Raw genomic sequence first — 16,462 nt, forward strand, 5'->3', positions numbered from 1 at the left:
TTTAAGTAAATATTGTTAAAAGAAACAGAGTTTGCTTTAAATAACATAGTATAAGCGAGTCAACTTCGGCATTATGTCTATCCAAGATGAATGCATGTAAGAAAAAATAAAATTTGAAACTGTTTAGCAACTTAGCGCTCTAAGCGTTATGCAGTATTAAACGTGTACAATGATTGTAGGTTCATGAGAAAAAAGTTTTCAGCATCTTTGTTTGCCCTTTCCTTCATGCTCACTTCGAGCTTAACGGCTGTTGCACAAGATGCCAAATACAGCAATAAAAACGCGCTTCCTGAAATTGGCGTTGTTGCCTCAGATGCCATATCACTCGATAAAGAGATGATTGTGGGCGACGCCGTCATGCGTCAAATGCGCGGACAAAGCCCTGTTATATCAGACCCTGTGTTGGACGAATACCTACAGGATTTAGGAAACCGTTTAGTTGTTCATGCCGACAATGCTAAATTTCCCTTTGAATTTTTTTGGGTGAACAATGATGCGATTAACGCGTTCGCATTTTTTGGCGGACACATTGGCGTTCATACCGGATTGATGCGACGAGCAGAAAATGAAAGCGAATTAGCCTCTGTGCTAGCACACGAAATTTCGCACGTTACTCAAAGACACATAGCCCGGCGTATGCAGGCGCAGCAGCGTTCATCACCGCTGGCGTTGGCGTCACTTATTGGTGGTGTGCTTATTGCCATGGCTAATCCAGAAGCAGGTATTGCAGCAATGCAGGCCGGCTCTGCAGCATCTGCTCAGCTACAAATTGATTATACCCGAACCAATGAGCAAGAAGCCGACCGAATTGGTATTTCCATGTTAGCTAGAGCAGGCTTTGACCCTACTGCTGCCGCTTCATTCTTTTCTACCATGGCCGAAGAGTACCGCATGGTCTCACGACCGCCTGCGCGCCTTCTTACGCACCCATTAACGGAAACACGTATTGCTGATGCAAGAAGTAGAGCTGGAGACTACCCGCGCAGATATCTCCCAATTAATAAGCAATTTGAATTGGCCAAAGCACGTATCAAAGCCCGTTATTCATTCAAAGCCGATTACGCGGTTGAGTATTTTGAAGCCGCAGTGCAACAAAACGTTCAGCGTAGCAAAGAAGCATCGCTTTATGGGCTGGCACTGGCCTACATGCGTGAAGAACAGACCGAGAAAGCTAAAAACATAATGGACGAGCTTATTGCAGGTGATAGCAATAACCTTTTCTATCTTGACGCTTTGACCGACATTTATATTTCACTCGGTGAACCGCTTAAAGCTGTTGAATTACTGAGCCCGCACGTTACGCATAACCCTAGAAATCAAGTGTTGGCACTTAATCAAGCGAATGCATATATCAGTGCGCAAAAATACGACGATGCAATTTCCTTGCTTAAAGACTTTTTACTTGTAAAGAAAGATTATCAAATTGCGCATCAATTAATGAGCGAAGCGTATCAGAAGTCCAAGCGCTTTTCTCAAATGCATCAGAGCAAAGCTGAAGTCTATGCCCTCTACGGCGCCTATAACCGTGCTGTGGATGAGTTACAGTATGCCTATAACTTTGCTGGCGAAGACCATTTAGAAAAGCAACGAATAAGGGCACGAATAAAGCAGTTTAGAGACCAGGAAGAAAGGCTAGAAAGGCTTTAGCGCCTTTCCCTTATTCATTGGCGCCTTTGAGTGTTTCGAGCCGCTGTTTTAAGTGAGCAGCGGTTAACTCTCCCATAATGGTATCAATTACCTTCCCGTCTGGCCCAATGATAAATGTGGCTGGCAAGTAAGGTGGCTTTTTCATCGGCAGTTTCGTGTCCTGTGAACTGACGATAACAGGAATGGTAATATTAAACTCCTTTGTCATTTCAGCCAGTTCGCTTGCAGATTTTGGGTCGTAATTAATCGCAAAAAGTTGCGTTTTTTCTGGCAACGATGAATTGAAAATCGCTAATTCGGGCATTTCACGAAGGCATGGCGCGCACCAGGGGGCGAAATAATTTACGACTATCCACTGCCCCTCTAACCCTTTCCAGCGATATGTTTTTCCATCTAAAGTTTCAAAATCGTGCTGAAGGTATTGATAGGTAAATAAACCGGCGAGAGCTGCACACGCAATTAATAGCGTAAAGAGGAAGAGTCTGGCTTTCGCAACAGTGGATTGGGTGTCTGACGCACTCATATTAGGTTCTTATTCGTTTAATAGCGCTACCTGTAAATATAGTGCCAGATTCCATTTTTTATCTCTATTCTAATTTTAACCAACCAACGTGCGTCGATAACTCACCTTTCCCTATTTCCGTTTGTAGAAATTTGCACGCTCTATGCCACTTAACGGTAAACTGCTTGATATTCTTTGGCAAAAACGCAATAGTTCGCGCCAATTCAAAGGATCACTCAAATAGGAGCATCTATGACGGCCATTACGATTATCCATAACCCGCGCTGCTCAAAGAGCAGACAAACCCTTTCTCTTTTGCAAGAGCAAGGCATCTCGCCCGTTATCGTTGAGTATTTAAAGCACCCTCTCTCAGTGCAAGAACTAAAAGATATATTTAAAAAACTTAACGTTGAATCGGTTAGAGAGATGATGCGTACAAAAGAAAGCGAATATAAAGACGCCAATTTGGGTGACAGCACAGTAAATGACGATGCGTTATTCGAGGCAATGTCATCAACACCAAAGTTGATAGAACGTCCAATCGTTGTTAACGGTGATAGTGCGCGAATTGGCCGTCCACCCGAATCAGTCTTGGAAATACTATAGTGCATCCTATACTCGTTCTTTATTACAGCCGCCATGGCAGCACTAAGCGACTGGCCGATGCCATCGCACAAGGTGTTTCTTCTGAGGATATGCCGGTTATAGTGCGCACAGTGAAGCGTATTCACGACGCACAGGATGAGGAGACCGAGGCGAACGCGTCAGATATGGTTCCAGAAGTCACGCTTCAAGAACTTGAACAGTGTAGCGGCCTGGCGTTAGGTAGTCCTACACGTTTTGGCAATATGGCTGCGCCTGTAAAACACTTTTTAGATTCGACCAGCAGTCAATGGTTAAAAGGTTCGCTTATAAATAAGCCTGCATGTGTATTTACGTCTTCTTCATCTATGCATGGCGGCCAGGAATCTACGCTTCTTTCAATGATGATCCCGCTTATGCATCATGGCATGGTGATTTGCGGTTTGCCTTACAGCGAGCCGGAATTGCACAGCACCACAACGGGCGGTTCGCCCTATGGTGTAACGCATGTGGCACATTCAGGGCAAACAACACCTGAAAGGCTCAGCGCAGATGAAAAAGCATTATGCCTTGCGCAGGGCAAGCGTCTGGCCATGCTGGCGAAAAAGCTTGAGCAAAAAACCTAATAGCGAAATTTTAAAGACAATTTGAAACACAATTTCATCGGAGAATTAACATGGCATCAGATACGCGTTTTTTTCGCTATCTAGCACTCGTCAGTCACACTGGGCTTATTGTTTGGATAACATTATGGCAATTTACGTTTACTAAAATGCATACGTACTCGCCACTATTTATTGCCCTATTTTACATTTTGCCTTTATTGTTACCTTATTGGGGCGTATTAAAGGGTAAGCCATATACACATGCGTGGGCCAACTTTGTCGTACTTTTTTATCTTATTCACGGTTGTACTGTAGCCTATGCTGTTCCCGATGAACGTTGGTATGCTGTGGTAGAAATACTGCTGTGTACGGGTATGTTCGTTGGCTGTGCCGCATTTGCAAGAAAACGTGGCAGAGAGCTTGGCTTAGGTATTAAAAAGCTAAAAGACGAAATGGAAGAAGAAAAAGCGCGCTTTGAGCAGGGCTCGCAGTAATACCCAGAAATAATGCTCAGAAATAGCACTCAGAAATAATGCCCGGTAATGAGTAAGTGCGGGCCTACAGTGTTGAATTTTACGAGGGGTTAAAATGAAGTGCAAAGTGCCAGTGTTAGTGTGGCTTTTAGTACCATTAACGTTTCTTACCGCCTGTGGCGGATCAGGTTCTAACGATAATGCCCCACCTTCAACGCCCACAGCTCCGTTATCGATAAACATTTTAGGCGCTGAGAGTGCGATAGCGGGTGATTCCGTCGATTTTGCTGTATCAGCCCCAGCGGGTGCAGAGATAAGCAGTATAGAATGGCAAGTTGCAGGCCTCTCACAACAACCGCTCAACGCGCATACGCAAGCAATTGGCTTTGACGCCCTTTCTGCCGGTAGCTACGACATAACGGTTAACGCTGAGCTTGTAAATGGTTCTCGGTTGACTGACAGTATCACGCTACAGGTCGCCGAAAATAACGCACCACTAGCCGCCTTACGCCTCGGGCATGAAGCCTCTGAGGGCGGTCGAGTTTCCTTGCGTGTAGATACAGTAAACGCAGGTAACTTAGCGATCACTGCCATTGAATGGCGTCAGAAGTCCGGACCATCAGTGAGTCAATTTACCTATGATGATGGCGATTACTCTCACTCAATTTATTTTCAAGCGCCTAACGTCAATAGCGATAGCGTAATAGAAATAGAAAGTACCGTTATGTTGTCTAATGGCGAGGCGCTTTCGGACACAGCGCAAGTACTTGTAAAAAATATTGATATCAACAACAACGGATTTTTTGTAGACGACGAAACAGGTCTTCCCGAAACCGTTAGCGCCCACATGATGCCCTATCGCACAAACAGCCCCTACGCCGAGGCGCTAAAAGCGTGTGTTTACAATAATCAGGTGGCAAATAGCTGCTCGTTTTCAAGCTTACCACTGATCGGCCAGGTAACTGAAAACCCAACCATAGACGATATTTTAGATAGAACGTATGTGTCTCACCCTTGGATGGGTGATGCTTTCAAAGACTTTTTGGAAACTTCAGCCACCCAAGAGGATATGCTGAAGCTTTTTCGAGCAACAACGGCCGTGGTTATCTCATACGATATTCGCCCCTCGTTTTATTGGGTGGCTACGGGCGCTATTTATCTGGACGGGAATAATTTTTGGCGAACACCCCAAGAACGGGATACGTTGAATACGCGCCCGGATTATAGAAGTGGTTTCGGTAACGAACTCGACTTTACTACAACGTGGCGCTACGTAAAAAATGGTGAATATTATTTTCCAATTATCAGCACATCAAATGTAGCCCAACGGCAGCCTAGAAACGGAGCTGATGTTGAGGCAGCGTTGAGCTACCTGTTGTATCATGAACTCGCGCACGCCAACGACTTTTTTGACTATACCGAGTGGCAACAATTAAGTGATAGCGCAAGCCCGCTTTCGTCTTATGATGACCGCTCTCCAATTTCAACAGGGTTGACGTCTGCCCTGCCTCTTACTTCTTCCCAACTTCACGCACTGGCGGACGTAAGGTTCGGTGGGGCTACAGCATCAAATGCGCAGCGCAATTACACTGCTCAACAAGTTGCCAATTGGTTCGGGGACGATGGTGCGGTAGATTTCTATGCTTACTTCACCGAACGCGAAGACCTTGCTATGCTCTTTGAACGCTTTATGATGCTGTACCGCTTGAGCGCCGAAGCAGACGTTGGCGTATTTACACGGGATACGCTAGACGATGGCACTTTTGTACCGACCTGGGCGCAGCGCAATCGCATAAGTGATGACAATGTCACCATGCGCCTCGACTACGTAGCAAGTAGATTGTTGCCTGATTTGGACGTTCCTACCATTCAGGCTTCATTGCCTGCTCCTTTCATGCTCCCTACTAACATCACTTGGCGTGACTCTGCATCTAGTGTGAACCCAGATGAACAAGCAGCAGGAGTTAGCGTATTGATTAATGCTGCCGAAGCAATAATTGACGTAGACAAAGAGAATACCATGACGGTTAGTGAAGAATTCAAAACTACATCACGACTCAGCGACAGAAATGGGCATCGGTAAGGTATTGTTTATTGAACGAGTTTGTTGCGTTTCAGTTGGTTGATGAAAGTGTCGGTAATATAGCCTTTAAAGGGTCACTGTTCACCGAGATCCAATTCTCGCTTAACCATAGCAACTGAAAGACGCTTTTGTTCTTGCAAAGAACGTGTGTCTAATCGTGCCAGTAACGACATCAAGCTTTTTAAATCTCGTTCACTGTGATGTAAAAGAAACTGTCGCGCTTGTTTAGAAAGTTTCAATCCGCGTTCTTCCGCACGAAGGCGAACCGCCTCTTCTCGCCCAGCATCATCGAGTTGGTTCACATGATATATCACACCCCAAGCAAGGCGGGACCGCAGGTCGGGAAGTATAAACGCAGGGTTAGACGGGCCGAGGTGACTAGTGCATATAACCAATGCGCGCTTGGTTTCGACAACCCTGTTGAGCAAGTCAAATAGTGCTTCTTCCCACACCATATCACCGGAAATTGCGTGAATATTATCGAGCGCGATGAGTGAGAGGTTTTCAAGCCCCTCAAAAATGTCGTGTGACCATGACTGGTAATCATTCAAATTTAGATAGAGGTGACTTACTGCTTTATCGGCCAATTGATGACACGTGGCGAACAGCAAATGACTTTTACCAGTAGCACTGCTTCCTAATAGAGTGAGCAAGGGTAACTGAAGTGACGATAATGGCCCTAACTCGTTAGACTCCCGCCAATCTGGAAGCCCAGCGGCGATCTGCTCAAGTATCGAAACCACTTCTTCATTGCCCGTATTAACGAAACTATCGAAGTTCTCGTCAACGGGTAGCGTTACTGGCAAAGGCAGTTGCATGCTAAATTAGTTACTCCAATAGAAACTGTGCCCTTCAACGGTTTGTCCGTACGTATCAGTAACAGGACGAAGTTTACTCTCAAGTTTTATACTGTTGAGTAAATCGTCATAGGTGCCAATTAGTGTCAATGAATAAGTGGCCACAGTGCCTGATTGCTCAATTAACGACGCGTTTTCGATAACGCTTAAACTGTTGAGATAATCGGTTGCGGAGGCATAGCTGCTTATTGATCCAATGTTAGCGATCGATACATTTACCACTTCACGCTCTGACGCCTCAATGCCAACGATGGCATAAAGAGAAGATAGGTAATTTGAGTAAGCATCAATGAGTTGACTGCCTAATGCTTCGGGAGAATCCCCATAAATACTGCCGTAACTGACCTTGCCACCGCCTATGAACACCCAATCAAGTGCGTATTCACCTTCGCTAGCACGTTTCGCATAATCAGCAAATTCATCCATGGTAAATGGAAGGGTTGTGTTGCTGCTAGAATCAATCAGTGAAGGCGTCACGCTATCCGACGGCTCGCTTGGAGTCTTTTCTTGTAACGTGTTGTACTGAGTGGCCTGCTGATCTTGCATGGGGTTTATTTCGCTACTAAATCCGTCTTGCCCGCCTGCTGAAGGCTTCGAACCACCTGCTGAAGGCTCCGAAGATTTAGCCCCCTGCTCATCGCTTTGTGTTTCATCAAGAAGCACATCATCTAGTGATTCAACAGTTCCCGATGGCACAACATTTTCAGGTAGGTCTGGTATTGCACTGGCGTCATTGCGATATACGCGAGCCCCTATGATGTTATCTACGCTGTAACGAGCGGACGCCTTGCGCAATGGACCGGCGAAACGCCCCCATACGTCAAAAGAAGAAATATTCACACTGTCGGTGAGATCCATAAGCGGCAAACTAAGGGGAACGCCTCGCTCTTTTGCCGTTTGTTTAAGGGCGCGCTGTAGTTCAGTATCTAGTGACTCATCTAAAATGACTCTGGCGTCGTTATCGTCTTCTTTGGCCAGCCACACTATAGTCTCTGGACGCCTGTCACCCCAAAGTGGAAGCATTTCTCTTTGCAGTAATTCGTTAAGCTTTGGTTGGTCAAATTCTGCGACGTAGTAAGTTTTGCCGTTCTCGAAAGAAAAACGGTAAGAGCGAAGCAAAGACTGAGGTGACGTTAGCGCAGCACGAACGCCGGCATTTTCCAATACACGTGTACTTCCAGACATTTTCACGAGTACTTGCTGCAATGCCTTTTTCTGGGCAGCTTGTTGGGTTCGCTGAGATTGGTCTTCTACCTGAATCTGCGCTTCGTTCACCACAACCCGCTGAGCAGCCAGTGCAGAACTTGTATAGCTCAGCAATGCAATCAATGAAAGACTTACAATATATTTAGAACGTGTTCTCTTTATGTTGGTCCCACTGATATTGCGTTTTACTGCCGTTAACATTGACACTCCATACTCTCTCAAATCAAATCCTTACCTAGCTAACCCGCCATTAATCGACTATACCGCTGCGCGATAAAACGATTTAACTGCCGCACTGCATACCTCTGCCTTTGAGGTGAAACATTTTATAAAGCAAGATGTTCACCAAAAGTAGCGTTCTATTGTCTTTTATATTGCATTTAATTTCATCCATAAAATAAAAAAGATCAAAAAGCACATAAAATAGCCGTCACAAATTGGACTTGTGCCGACTTGCTGGTAGAATCCGCGGTTTTCTACCTCTTAGTTTCAGGGCCCAACCGTGAGCGAAAATAAAACCTCTTTAAGTTACAAAGATGCAGGCGTAGATATCGATGCAGGTAATCAACTTGTTGAACGCATTAAATCTGTTACCAAGAAAACCCATAGACCAGAAGTAAAAGGTAATTTGGGCGGCTTTGGTGCTTTATGCGAACTGCCTACTAAATATAAAAAGCCGCTACTTGTTTCGGGTACAGATGGCGTGGGTACAAAACTAAGAGTAGCAATGGATGCAAATCGTCACGATGGCGTTGGTATCGACTTAGTAGCTATGTGTGTAAACGACCTGATTGTACAAGGTGCAGAGCCTCTGTTTTTCCTAGACTACTATGCCACTGGTAAGCTCGATGTGGATGTTGCAGCGTCTGTGGTAACAGGTATTGGCGCAGGCTGTGAGCAAGCAGGTTGCGCGCTAATTGGTGGTGAAACCGCAGAAATGCCGGGCATGTATCACGACGGCGACTATGACATTGCCGGTTTTTGCGTCGGTGTCGTTGAAGCCGACAACGTTATTGACGGAACCAATGTCAAACCTGGTCAAAAACTGATTGCCCTTGGTTCATCGGGTCCGCACTCAAACGGCTATTCATTAGTAAGAAAAATTATTGAAGTAAGCGGCGCAGACGTTAATGCAGATTTAAGTGGCAAGCCAATTATTGATCACTTATTAGCGCCAACACGCATTTATGTTAAGTCAGTATTAGCGCTACTTGAAGAAGTAAAGGTAAGTGCTATTTCACACATTACTGGCGGTGGTTTTTGGGAAAATATCCCTCGCGTGCTGCCTGAAGATGCGAAAGTGGTTATTGATGAAAGCACGTGGACATGGCCTGAAATTTTCTCTTGGTTACAAGAAAACGGAAACGTTACGCGTCATGAAATGTATCGCACCTTTAACTGTGGCGTGGGCCTAGTTATCGTTGTTGACGAGACAGATACAGACCAGGCATTGGATATTCTGAAGCAGCACGGTGAAAATGCGTGGGTTATTGGCGATATCGCAGCTAAAGACGGCGATGAGCAAGTAGAGATCAACGCGTGAGTAATCCTGTAACCAAACTATGTGTGCTTATTTCTGGAAACGGAAGTAATTTACAAGCAATTATTGACGAGATAACGGCTGGGCGTCTCAACGCCCAAATAAGTGGTGTTATCAGCAACAGACCGAATGCTTACGGGTTAGAGCGTGCTAAAGAAGCTGGGATCGAAGCGGTATGCTTAGATCACACTACCTTCGACTCCAGAGAGTCTTACGACGAAGCCCTCAAAGCCCAAATTAATGCTTTTGGTGCCGACTGCGTAGTGCTTGCAGGCTTCATGCGTATATTAACGCCAGAATTTGTAGACAGCTTCACTGGAAAATTAGTGAACATTCACCCATCTTTGTTGCCGAAGTACAAAGGATTGAATACGCATCAGAGAGCTATTGACAATGGCGACGAAGAACACGGTGTAAGCGTGCACTTTGTTACGCCAGAACTTGATGGTGGCCCAGTTATCATTCAAAGTCGCGTACCGGTGTTTGAAGAAGACACCGCCAGCGATTTGGCTGAGCGTGTTCAGGAACAAGAACGCCGCATTTATCCGCTTGTGCTATCTTGGTTTAGTGCCGGTCGACTTTCGATGCGAAACAATAAGGCAGTTTTAGATGAGCAAGAACTTCCAGAATCTGGTTATGCAAACGACTAAACCTCTCGGGCTGAGTTTTCTTTTGGCTATATCGCTGAATGTAGCCGCCGCCCAGACAGACAGTACTGCACAATTACCACTTCAGCCCTATAAAGCGACCTATACCGCTTATAAGTGGGGCGACGATGTCGGTGAAGCAAACATAGAGCTTTCTGAATTAGGCAATCAGCAATATTCGCTTATTTATACGTCTAAAGTGTCTAAATTCTTTTTGTCGGACAAGCGCAGTGAACATTCTATTTTCACTATAGATGATAATACGGTTGTTCCCTCTGAGTACTACTATAATCGCTCAGGCACCGGTCCGGATAAAGAATTGAAAGTAACGTTTAGCCATCATGGCGACGGTAAAATTTCAGTCGAAAACGGCGACACGTTTGAATGGAACGGCGAGTTCGATAACCAAATTTACCGAATCGACCTCGCTAAACGCTTAGCGCAAGGTGAAACATCGCTAGACTATAATTTTGTGAACTATCGTGGCGAGCTAAGGCACTACGGCGTTCAAGTTGTAGACGAAGAAGTGCTGTCTTTACCGTATGGCAAAATAGAAACAGTGAAGGTAAAGCTTATTCGAGAATCGAAAACGAGAGAAACGTTTGCTTGGTTTGCACCATCACTCAACTACACGCTTGTTAGACTGCAACAGTTTAAAGAAGGTGACGAACAAGGCGATATTAAACTCAGATCGTTCGAAATGCAGTAACCTGACTTGATGAGTGGCCTTTGCTGCCCTCGAACCCTCGTTGCCTTTTACATTCAATACAAAAACGCGCCGTTACTTCCCAGTCGGCGCGTTTTTTTTCGCTGAAGCCATGTCACCAAAATGGTAATGTGGCCCTATAACAATAATTCATAAAGTTAAAAGAATTTATAACTATACTTAGTTAAGGTCCTCGGTTAAAGCCTACTATTTATCACGTTGTTAATAGAATATTCATGTAAAAATCTTGATCTTTGCACTGTTAAATAATAGGTTTACAGCATGCTGGTCTGACCTCGATATTTGCTAAGACAAAACGGTGATTGGTAGAGTGATTAAAATGACTAGCGTAACGTTCAACGCCTTTCAGGAGTGAAGTATGGCAGATTTTATATGGTTTTTACTGGTTGTTCTGACACTAGCGGTTGCTAGCTATCAGCGTACCAGTTTGGTAACGGCAGTTGCCATGGGCGCAGGTGTTATGATTTTAGGCACCCTTTTCGGTGACATCGGCCTGCTTGGTTGGGTAGTGTTTCTTGCTTTAACGCTGCCATTCACACTTGCAAATATCAGACAGCAGCACATCTCTAAGAAGCTGCTTGCCTTCTACCGCAAAGTTATGCCAGAAATGTCGAGCACAGAGCAAGAAGCTATCGACGCTGGTACCGTATGGTGGGACGGCGATATCTTCAGCGGTAAACCAGACTGGGACAAATTACATCGTATCCCCAAAGGTCGACTGACTGCCGAAGAACAAGCTTTTCTAGACGGTCCATGTGACGAAGTTTGCTCTATGGTTGACGAGTGGCAAATTAACCATAAAGATCAGGATCTTCCTCCTGAAATTTGGCAGTTCTTGAAAGAACACAAGTTTTTCGCCATGATCATCAAAAAAGAGTACGGCGGTCTTGAGTTTTCAGCGTACGCACAATCACGTGTATTACAAAAACTTGCAGGCGTAAGCGCGGTACTATCTAGCACTGTTGGTGTTCCAAACTCTTTAGGGCCTGGCGAACTTCTTCAGCACTACGGAACAAAAGAACAGCAAGACCATTATCTTCCGCGCCTTGCCGCTGGTGAAGAAATTCCTTGTTTCGCTTTGACTGGGCCTGAAGCAGGCTCGGATGCTGGCGCAATACCTGATGTTGGTGTTGTGTGTAAAGGCGAATGGGAAGGTGAAGAAGTGTTGGGCATGCGCTTAACATTCAGCAAGCGTTACATTACCCTTGCTCCTGTAGCTACGGTCATCGGCCTTGCGTTCAAACTTCAAGACCCTGATGGTCTATTAGGTGACGATAAAGAGCCAGGCATTACCTGCGCACTTATTCCAAGAGACACTAAAGGTCTAGAAATTGGCCGTCGTCACTTCCCTCTTAATACCCCTTTCCAAAATGGTCCGATCAAAGGTGAAGAAATATTCGTACCTATCGACTTCATCATTGGTGGCCCTAAAATGGCAGGCCGCGGTTGGCGCATGCTTATGGAGTGTTTGTCTGTTGGTCGTTGCATTACACTTCCCTCTTCGGCAGCAGGTGGCGCGAAATCAGTATCACTTGCTACCGGTGCCTATGCGCGCATTCGCCGTCAATTCCGTATGCCGGTAGGCCATATGGAAGGTGTTGAAGAAATGCTAGCCCGTATTGGTGGTAATGCTTACCTGATGGACGGTGTAACGCGCTTTTCAACTGTTGGTGTTGATCTTGGCGAGAAACCTTCTGTAATCTCAGCAATCTGTAAGTACCACTTAACCGAGAAAATGCGTCAAGTAATCAACGACTCGATGGATGTTCACGGCGGTAAAGGCGTAATGCTTGGGCCAAATAACTACCTTGGCCGCGGTTATCAGGGTGTCCCCATTTCTATTACGGTTGAGGGTGCAAACATTCTAACCCGTAATATGATGATATTCGGTCAAGGCGCAATGCGCTGCCACCCTTTCGTGCTTAAAGAAATTCAGGCTGCGTCTATTGAAGACAAAAAAGAAGCGCTGCAAGCGTTTGATAAAGCCGTATTTGGCCATATTGGCTTTGCTGTAGCTAACACAGTTCGCAGCATCTGGTTCTCGTTAACTAATGGCGCATTTAGCAGTGCACCTTTTACCGATGAAACGGCTCGTTATTACAAGCTGCTTCAAGGCTACAGCGCTAACTTAGCACTGTTAACTGATGTTTCTATGGGCGTACTTGGGGGCGATTTAAAGCGTCGTGAACGATTGTCAGCACGTTTAGGTGACATCCTAAGTGGTCTTTACATGGGCAGCACAACGCTTAAGCGTTTCGACGAAGATGGTCGTTTGAAAGAAGATTTGCCACTTCTTCATTGGGCAATGCAAACCACATTGCATGACATTGAGACGGCAATTGACGATTTCTTAGCGAACTTCCCTAATCGTGCTATTGCTGCGGCAATGCGTGTGATGGTTATCCCGTTTGGTCGTCGTATTGGCAAGCCTTCTGATAAAACAGAGCACGCCATTGCTCAAATGCTTCAAACACCGTCAACAGCGCGTAGTCGTTTAGGCTATGGTCAGTACCTAAGCCGTGAAGATGGAAGCTTATTCGGCGACCTAGAACAGACGCTTGACGATGTATTGGCGAGTGAACCTATCTTTGAGCGCATCTGCAAGCACAAGAAAGCTAAACTTCCATTCACTCGTTTAGACGTGCTGGCTGACGAAGCACTTGCAGAAGAAGTTATTAACGAAGATGAAGCGGCCCTGCTTCGTAAAACAGAAGCTGGCAGACTTCGCACCATCAACGTTGATGATTTTGACCATGAAGAGTTAGTAGCGAAAATAAACTCTTCAACTGCTACTAAGAAGCGAGGTGGAAAAGCTGCTTAGTTTAACGCTTAAGACCAAAGGCCGCATTAGCGGCCTTTTTTCGTAAAACAAAAAAACCGGGTCAATAACCCGGTTTTTTTAGTACGCAACGTTTGGCTTAGCTTAGCTGAAGTTTGTCCATAAGCAGCACTGCCTGTGTACGCGTGTTAATTTCTAACTTACGTAAAATTGCACTGATGTGCGCTTTTATTGTTGCTTCTGTAACATTCATTTCATGAGCAATTTGCTTATTCATAAGCCCTGCTCGCAAGTAAGAAAGCACCTGAATTTGCTTAGGTGTTAGCTCGCGGAAGCGCTGAAGCAGCAATTTAAGCTCGTCATCGACCTTTTCCAACTGTTCTTCCATGCCTTGTGGAAGCCATTTCTTACCGCCGATCATATCAACGATGGCTTGGGCAATTTCGCGGGTTTCAGACACTTTCGGAATAAAACCTTGAGCACCCAAACTCATTACTTGTGCAACTACCTCAACAGTGTCGCTTCCTGAGATAACCCCAACTGGAATGGACGGATATTGCTCACGGAGCGTAATAAGACCGTTGAAATATTCGCCGCCAGGCATATTTAGGTCGAGAAGCACTAATTCTATGCCATCGAACTCTTTAAGCTTTGACACTGCATCATCTAAGCTTCCGGCTTGAATTATTTGCGCATTCTCAAAGTAAGGCTCCAATGCGCCGCTCAGTGCCTCGCGAAACAATGGATGATCATCTGCTACTAGAATTCTCGTCATTAGCGTTACTACTTCCTTATTCTCATTATGTCCATAGATTAATACTTTAGAATAGTTACGAAAAGCCCTAATCTACAAAAACACGTAATTTATGACTAATTTAGTGTTTTTCATTGGCATTTGCGCGTCAAACGGTAAAATTGCGCCTCAAATTAGGCAAGTGAAGACAATCAGTGAAGAAGCACGACAATATATACGCTAAGGCACTCAGTAAAGTAGACGACTTTAAGTTTGACGAGTCTGTCGTTGATGTTTTTCCCGACATGATTCAACGTTCTGTGCCAGGATATGAAACCATCGTCCATACTATCGGAGAACTGGCTAAAGTCGCGGTAACGCCTAACTCGATGGTTTATGATCTCGGATGTAGCCTTGGTGCTGCAAGCTTATCGGTGTCAAGAGCGGTTAACGCTGCGTCATGCAAAATAATCGGTGTCGATGCGTCAGAAGCGATGGTTGAGCGCTGCAAGCGTGTTGTGCAGACGTTTACACTTCCGAATCCTATACACATCCAACATGATTTTGCACAAAATATTGATATTCAAAACGCCTCATTGGTTATTATGAACTTCACCCTCCAGTTTATTCCACCCGCCGATCGTGAAGCTCTTCTTCAACGCATTTTCGATGGCTTGAACCCTGGTGGTATGCTCGTGTTGTCTGAGAAAATTCGCCACCCTTCCCTCGCCGGTAATGAGTTGCTTGTAGACTTGCACCATCAGTTCAAGCGAGATAATGGATACAGTGAATTAGAGGTAAGCCAAAAGCGAGCGGCACTGGAAAAAGTCATGCTCACTGATACGTTCAATGAACATGAAACGCGCTTGAAAAAGGTCGGCTTTTCCGATGTTGTCATGTGGTACAAGTGCTATAACTTCACATCAATGGTTGCCATAAAAGCTTAAGTGCTGCCAATAGTCCTCAAGCAAAGCTTCAATAAATATATAGAGATAACCATGACTAAACTTGAACAGATTTGGTTTAACGAGTGTTATAAGTCGTTAATAGACAGCCCACTTTCACACTGGCTACAGACGCTACCTTCGTTAATGGATTCATGGCAGCGAACGGCTAAACACGGAGAGTTTGACAAGTGGTGTCGGTTACTAAACAAACTTCCAAAGACATCGCCTAGCCACATTGACCTTACATCGTCCGTTTCCATTGGTAGTCATGGCGATGTTGATGAATACACGAAGAAACAGATAGAAGGTCTTTTGAAGCAATTTATGCCGTGGAGGAAAGGTCCCTTTCACCTCCATGATATACATATCGATACAGAATGGCGTTCTGACTGGAAGTGGGATCGTGTATCACCACACATTGCATCGCTTAAAAACAGAAGTGTATTGGATGTTGGCTGTGGTAGTGGTTATCACATGTGGCGTATGCTCGGTGAAGGCGCAAGCAGAGTTATTGGTGTCGATCCCACACAACTGTTTCTCATTCAATTTCACGCAATAAAACACTTTGTTCGTAACACCGATGCACCTTGTGAAAATATACACTTCCTTCCCATGGGCATTGAGGGCATGCAACCACTTAAAGCCTTCGACACGGTTTTTTCTATGGGCGTGTTATACCATCGAAAAGACCCAATAGCTTTTTTACAACAATTAAAGGACCAATTGCGAAAAGGCGGAGAGCTCGTTCTTGAAACGCTAGTAGTAGACGGTGATGAGAATACGGTGCTGATGGCCGGGGAACGCTACGCTCAAATGAGGAATGTATGGTTCTTGCCAAGTACGGACGCTCTTTCTGTATGGTTAAGCCGGTTGGGATTTGAAAACATCCGTGTCGTAGATGTTAATCACACTACGCTTGACGAACAGCGGTCAACACCTTGGATGGACACCCAATCTTTGAAAGATTTTCTCGATCCGGAAGATATTACTCGCACCATAGAGGGTTACCCTGCACCACAACGAGCCGTTATTGTTGCAAACAAGAAGTAGAAACTAACATCCATATTCAATAACGCTATTGGCACAATTGTTGTTACCTCACTTACTATTGAAAGTGTGAATTCTGCATTGATT

Annotated in this window: 15 protein-coding genes; 11 read left to right on the forward strand and 4 right to left on the reverse strand. The window is 45.1% G+C overall.

Features of this window, described 5'->3' with window-relative positions:
• The first annotated feature begins 183 nt into the window (after positions 1–183).
• Positions 184–1,647 (forward strand): beta-barrel assembly-enhancing protease, encoded by a 1,464-nt coding sequence (gene bepA / locus C6Y39_RS11750; protein WP_105931409.1) that lies wholly within the window; start codon positions 184–186, stop codon positions 1,645–1,647.
• Positions 1,648–1,657: 10 nt separating this feature from the next.
• Here the strand turns inward: bepA and C6Y39_RS11755 are convergent, their stop codons facing one another.
• Positions 1,658–2,170: a TlpA family protein disulfide reductase gene (locus tag C6Y39_RS11755; RefSeq protein WP_105931410.1), complete on the reverse strand. Its 513-nt coding sequence runs from the start codon at positions 2,168–2,170 to the stop codon at positions 1,658–1,660.
• Positions 2,171–2,401: 231 nt separating this feature from the next.
• Here C6Y39_RS11755 and arsC point away from each other — a divergent pair, with 231 nt between their 5' ends.
• From arsC to C6Y39_RS11775, 4 genes are all read left to right on the forward strand, one after another.
• Positions 2,402–2,755 carry an arsenate reductase (glutaredoxin) gene (arsC, locus tag C6Y39_RS11760; protein WP_105931411.1) on the forward strand — a complete coding sequence of 118 codons (354 nt, stop codon included), beginning with the start codon at positions 2,402–2,404 and terminating at the stop codon, positions 2,753–2,755.
• Positions 2,755–3,357 carry an NAD(P)H:quinone oxidoreductase gene (gene wrbA, locus C6Y39_RS11765; RefSeq protein WP_105931412.1) on the forward strand — a complete coding sequence of 201 codons (603 nt, stop codon included), beginning with the start codon at positions 2,755–2,757 and terminating at the stop codon, positions 3,355–3,357. The genes arsC and wrbA overlap by 1 nt, the downstream gene beginning before the upstream one ends.
• 50 nt (positions 3,358–3,407) lie before the next feature.
• Complete coding sequence (locus tag C6Y39_RS11770; RefSeq protein WP_105931413.1) at positions 3,408–3,830, forward strand: DUF2069 domain-containing protein; 423 nt, start codon at positions 3,408–3,410, stop codon at positions 3,828–3,830.
• 94 nt (positions 3,831–3,924) lie between these two features.
• Positions 3,925–5,892, forward strand: a complete 1,968-nt coding sequence (locus C6Y39_RS11775) for a hypothetical protein (protein WP_105931414.1) — start codon at positions 3,925–3,927, stop codon at positions 5,890–5,892.
• Positions 5,893–5,966: 74 nt separating this feature from the next.
• Here C6Y39_RS11775 and hda read toward each other — a convergent pair whose 3' ends face one another.
• Positions 5,967–6,710 carry a DnaA regulatory inactivator Hda gene (gene hda / locus C6Y39_RS11780; RefSeq protein WP_105931415.1) on the reverse strand — a complete coding sequence of 248 codons (744 nt, stop codon included), beginning with the start codon at positions 6,708–6,710 and terminating at the stop codon, positions 5,967–5,969.
• A 6-nt stretch (positions 6,711–6,716) separates the two neighbouring features.
• On the reverse strand, positions 6,717–8,156 hold the full coding sequence (locus tag C6Y39_RS11785; RefSeq protein ID WP_105931416.1) for a DUF2066 domain-containing protein: 1,440 nt from the start codon (positions 8,154–8,156) through the stop codon (positions 6,717–6,719).
• Between the two features lie 301 nt (positions 8,157–8,457).
• Here C6Y39_RS11785 and purM point away from each other — a divergent pair, with 301 nt between their 5' ends.
• From purM to fadE, 4 genes are all read left to right on the forward strand, one after another.
• Positions 8,458–9,498 carry a phosphoribosylformylglycinamidine cyclo-ligase gene (gene purM, locus C6Y39_RS11790; RefSeq protein ID WP_105931417.1) on the forward strand — a complete coding sequence of 347 codons (1,041 nt, stop codon included), beginning with the start codon at positions 8,458–8,460 and terminating at the stop codon, positions 9,496–9,498.
• Positions 9,495–10,145, forward strand: a complete 651-nt coding sequence (gene purN, locus C6Y39_RS11795) for a phosphoribosylglycinamide formyltransferase (RefSeq protein WP_105931418.1) — start codon at positions 9,495–9,497, stop codon at positions 10,143–10,145. Before purM ends, purN begins: the two co-directional genes overlap by 4 nt.
• Complete coding sequence (locus tag C6Y39_RS11800; RefSeq protein ID WP_240618876.1) at positions 10,105–10,851, forward strand: DUF3108 domain-containing protein; 747 nt, start codon at positions 10,105–10,107, stop codon at positions 10,849–10,851. Before purN ends, C6Y39_RS11800 begins: the two co-directional genes overlap by 41 nt.
• Before the next feature lie 376 nt (positions 10,852–11,227).
• Positions 11,228–13,690, forward strand: a complete 2,463-nt coding sequence (gene fadE / locus C6Y39_RS11805; protein ID WP_105931420.1) for an acyl-CoA dehydrogenase FadE — start codon at positions 11,228–11,230, stop codon at positions 13,688–13,690.
• A 97-nt stretch (positions 13,691–13,787) separates the two neighbouring features.
• Here fadE and C6Y39_RS11810 read toward each other — a convergent pair whose 3' ends face one another.
• Positions 13,788–14,423, reverse strand: coding sequence for a response regulator transcription factor (locus C6Y39_RS11810; protein ID WP_105931421.1), 636 nt, complete (start codon positions 14,421–14,423; stop codon positions 13,788–13,790).
• 173 nt (positions 14,424–14,596) lie between these two features.
• Between C6Y39_RS11810 and cmoA the strand changes: the two genes are divergently transcribed.
• Both cmoA and cmoB read left to right on the forward strand, forming a co-directional pair.
• Entirely contained in the window at positions 14,597–15,328 is a 732-nt protein-coding gene (gene cmoA, locus C6Y39_RS11815) for a carboxy-S-adenosyl-L-methionine synthase CmoA (protein WP_105931422.1), read from the forward strand.
• 51 nt (positions 15,329–15,379) lie between these two features.
• Positions 15,380–16,378 (forward strand): tRNA 5-methoxyuridine(34)/uridine 5-oxyacetic acid(34) synthase CmoB, encoded by a 999-nt coding sequence (gene cmoB, locus C6Y39_RS11820; RefSeq protein ID WP_105931489.1) that lies wholly within the window; start codon positions 15,380–15,382, stop codon positions 16,376–16,378.
• The last annotated feature ends 84 nt before the right edge of the window (positions 16,379–16,462 follow it).

Origin of the sequence: Alteromonas gracilis, from assembly GCF_002993325.1 — a bacterium.
GTDB lineage: Bacteria > Pseudomonadota > Gammaproteobacteria > Enterobacterales > Alteromonadaceae > Alteromonas > Alteromonas gracilis.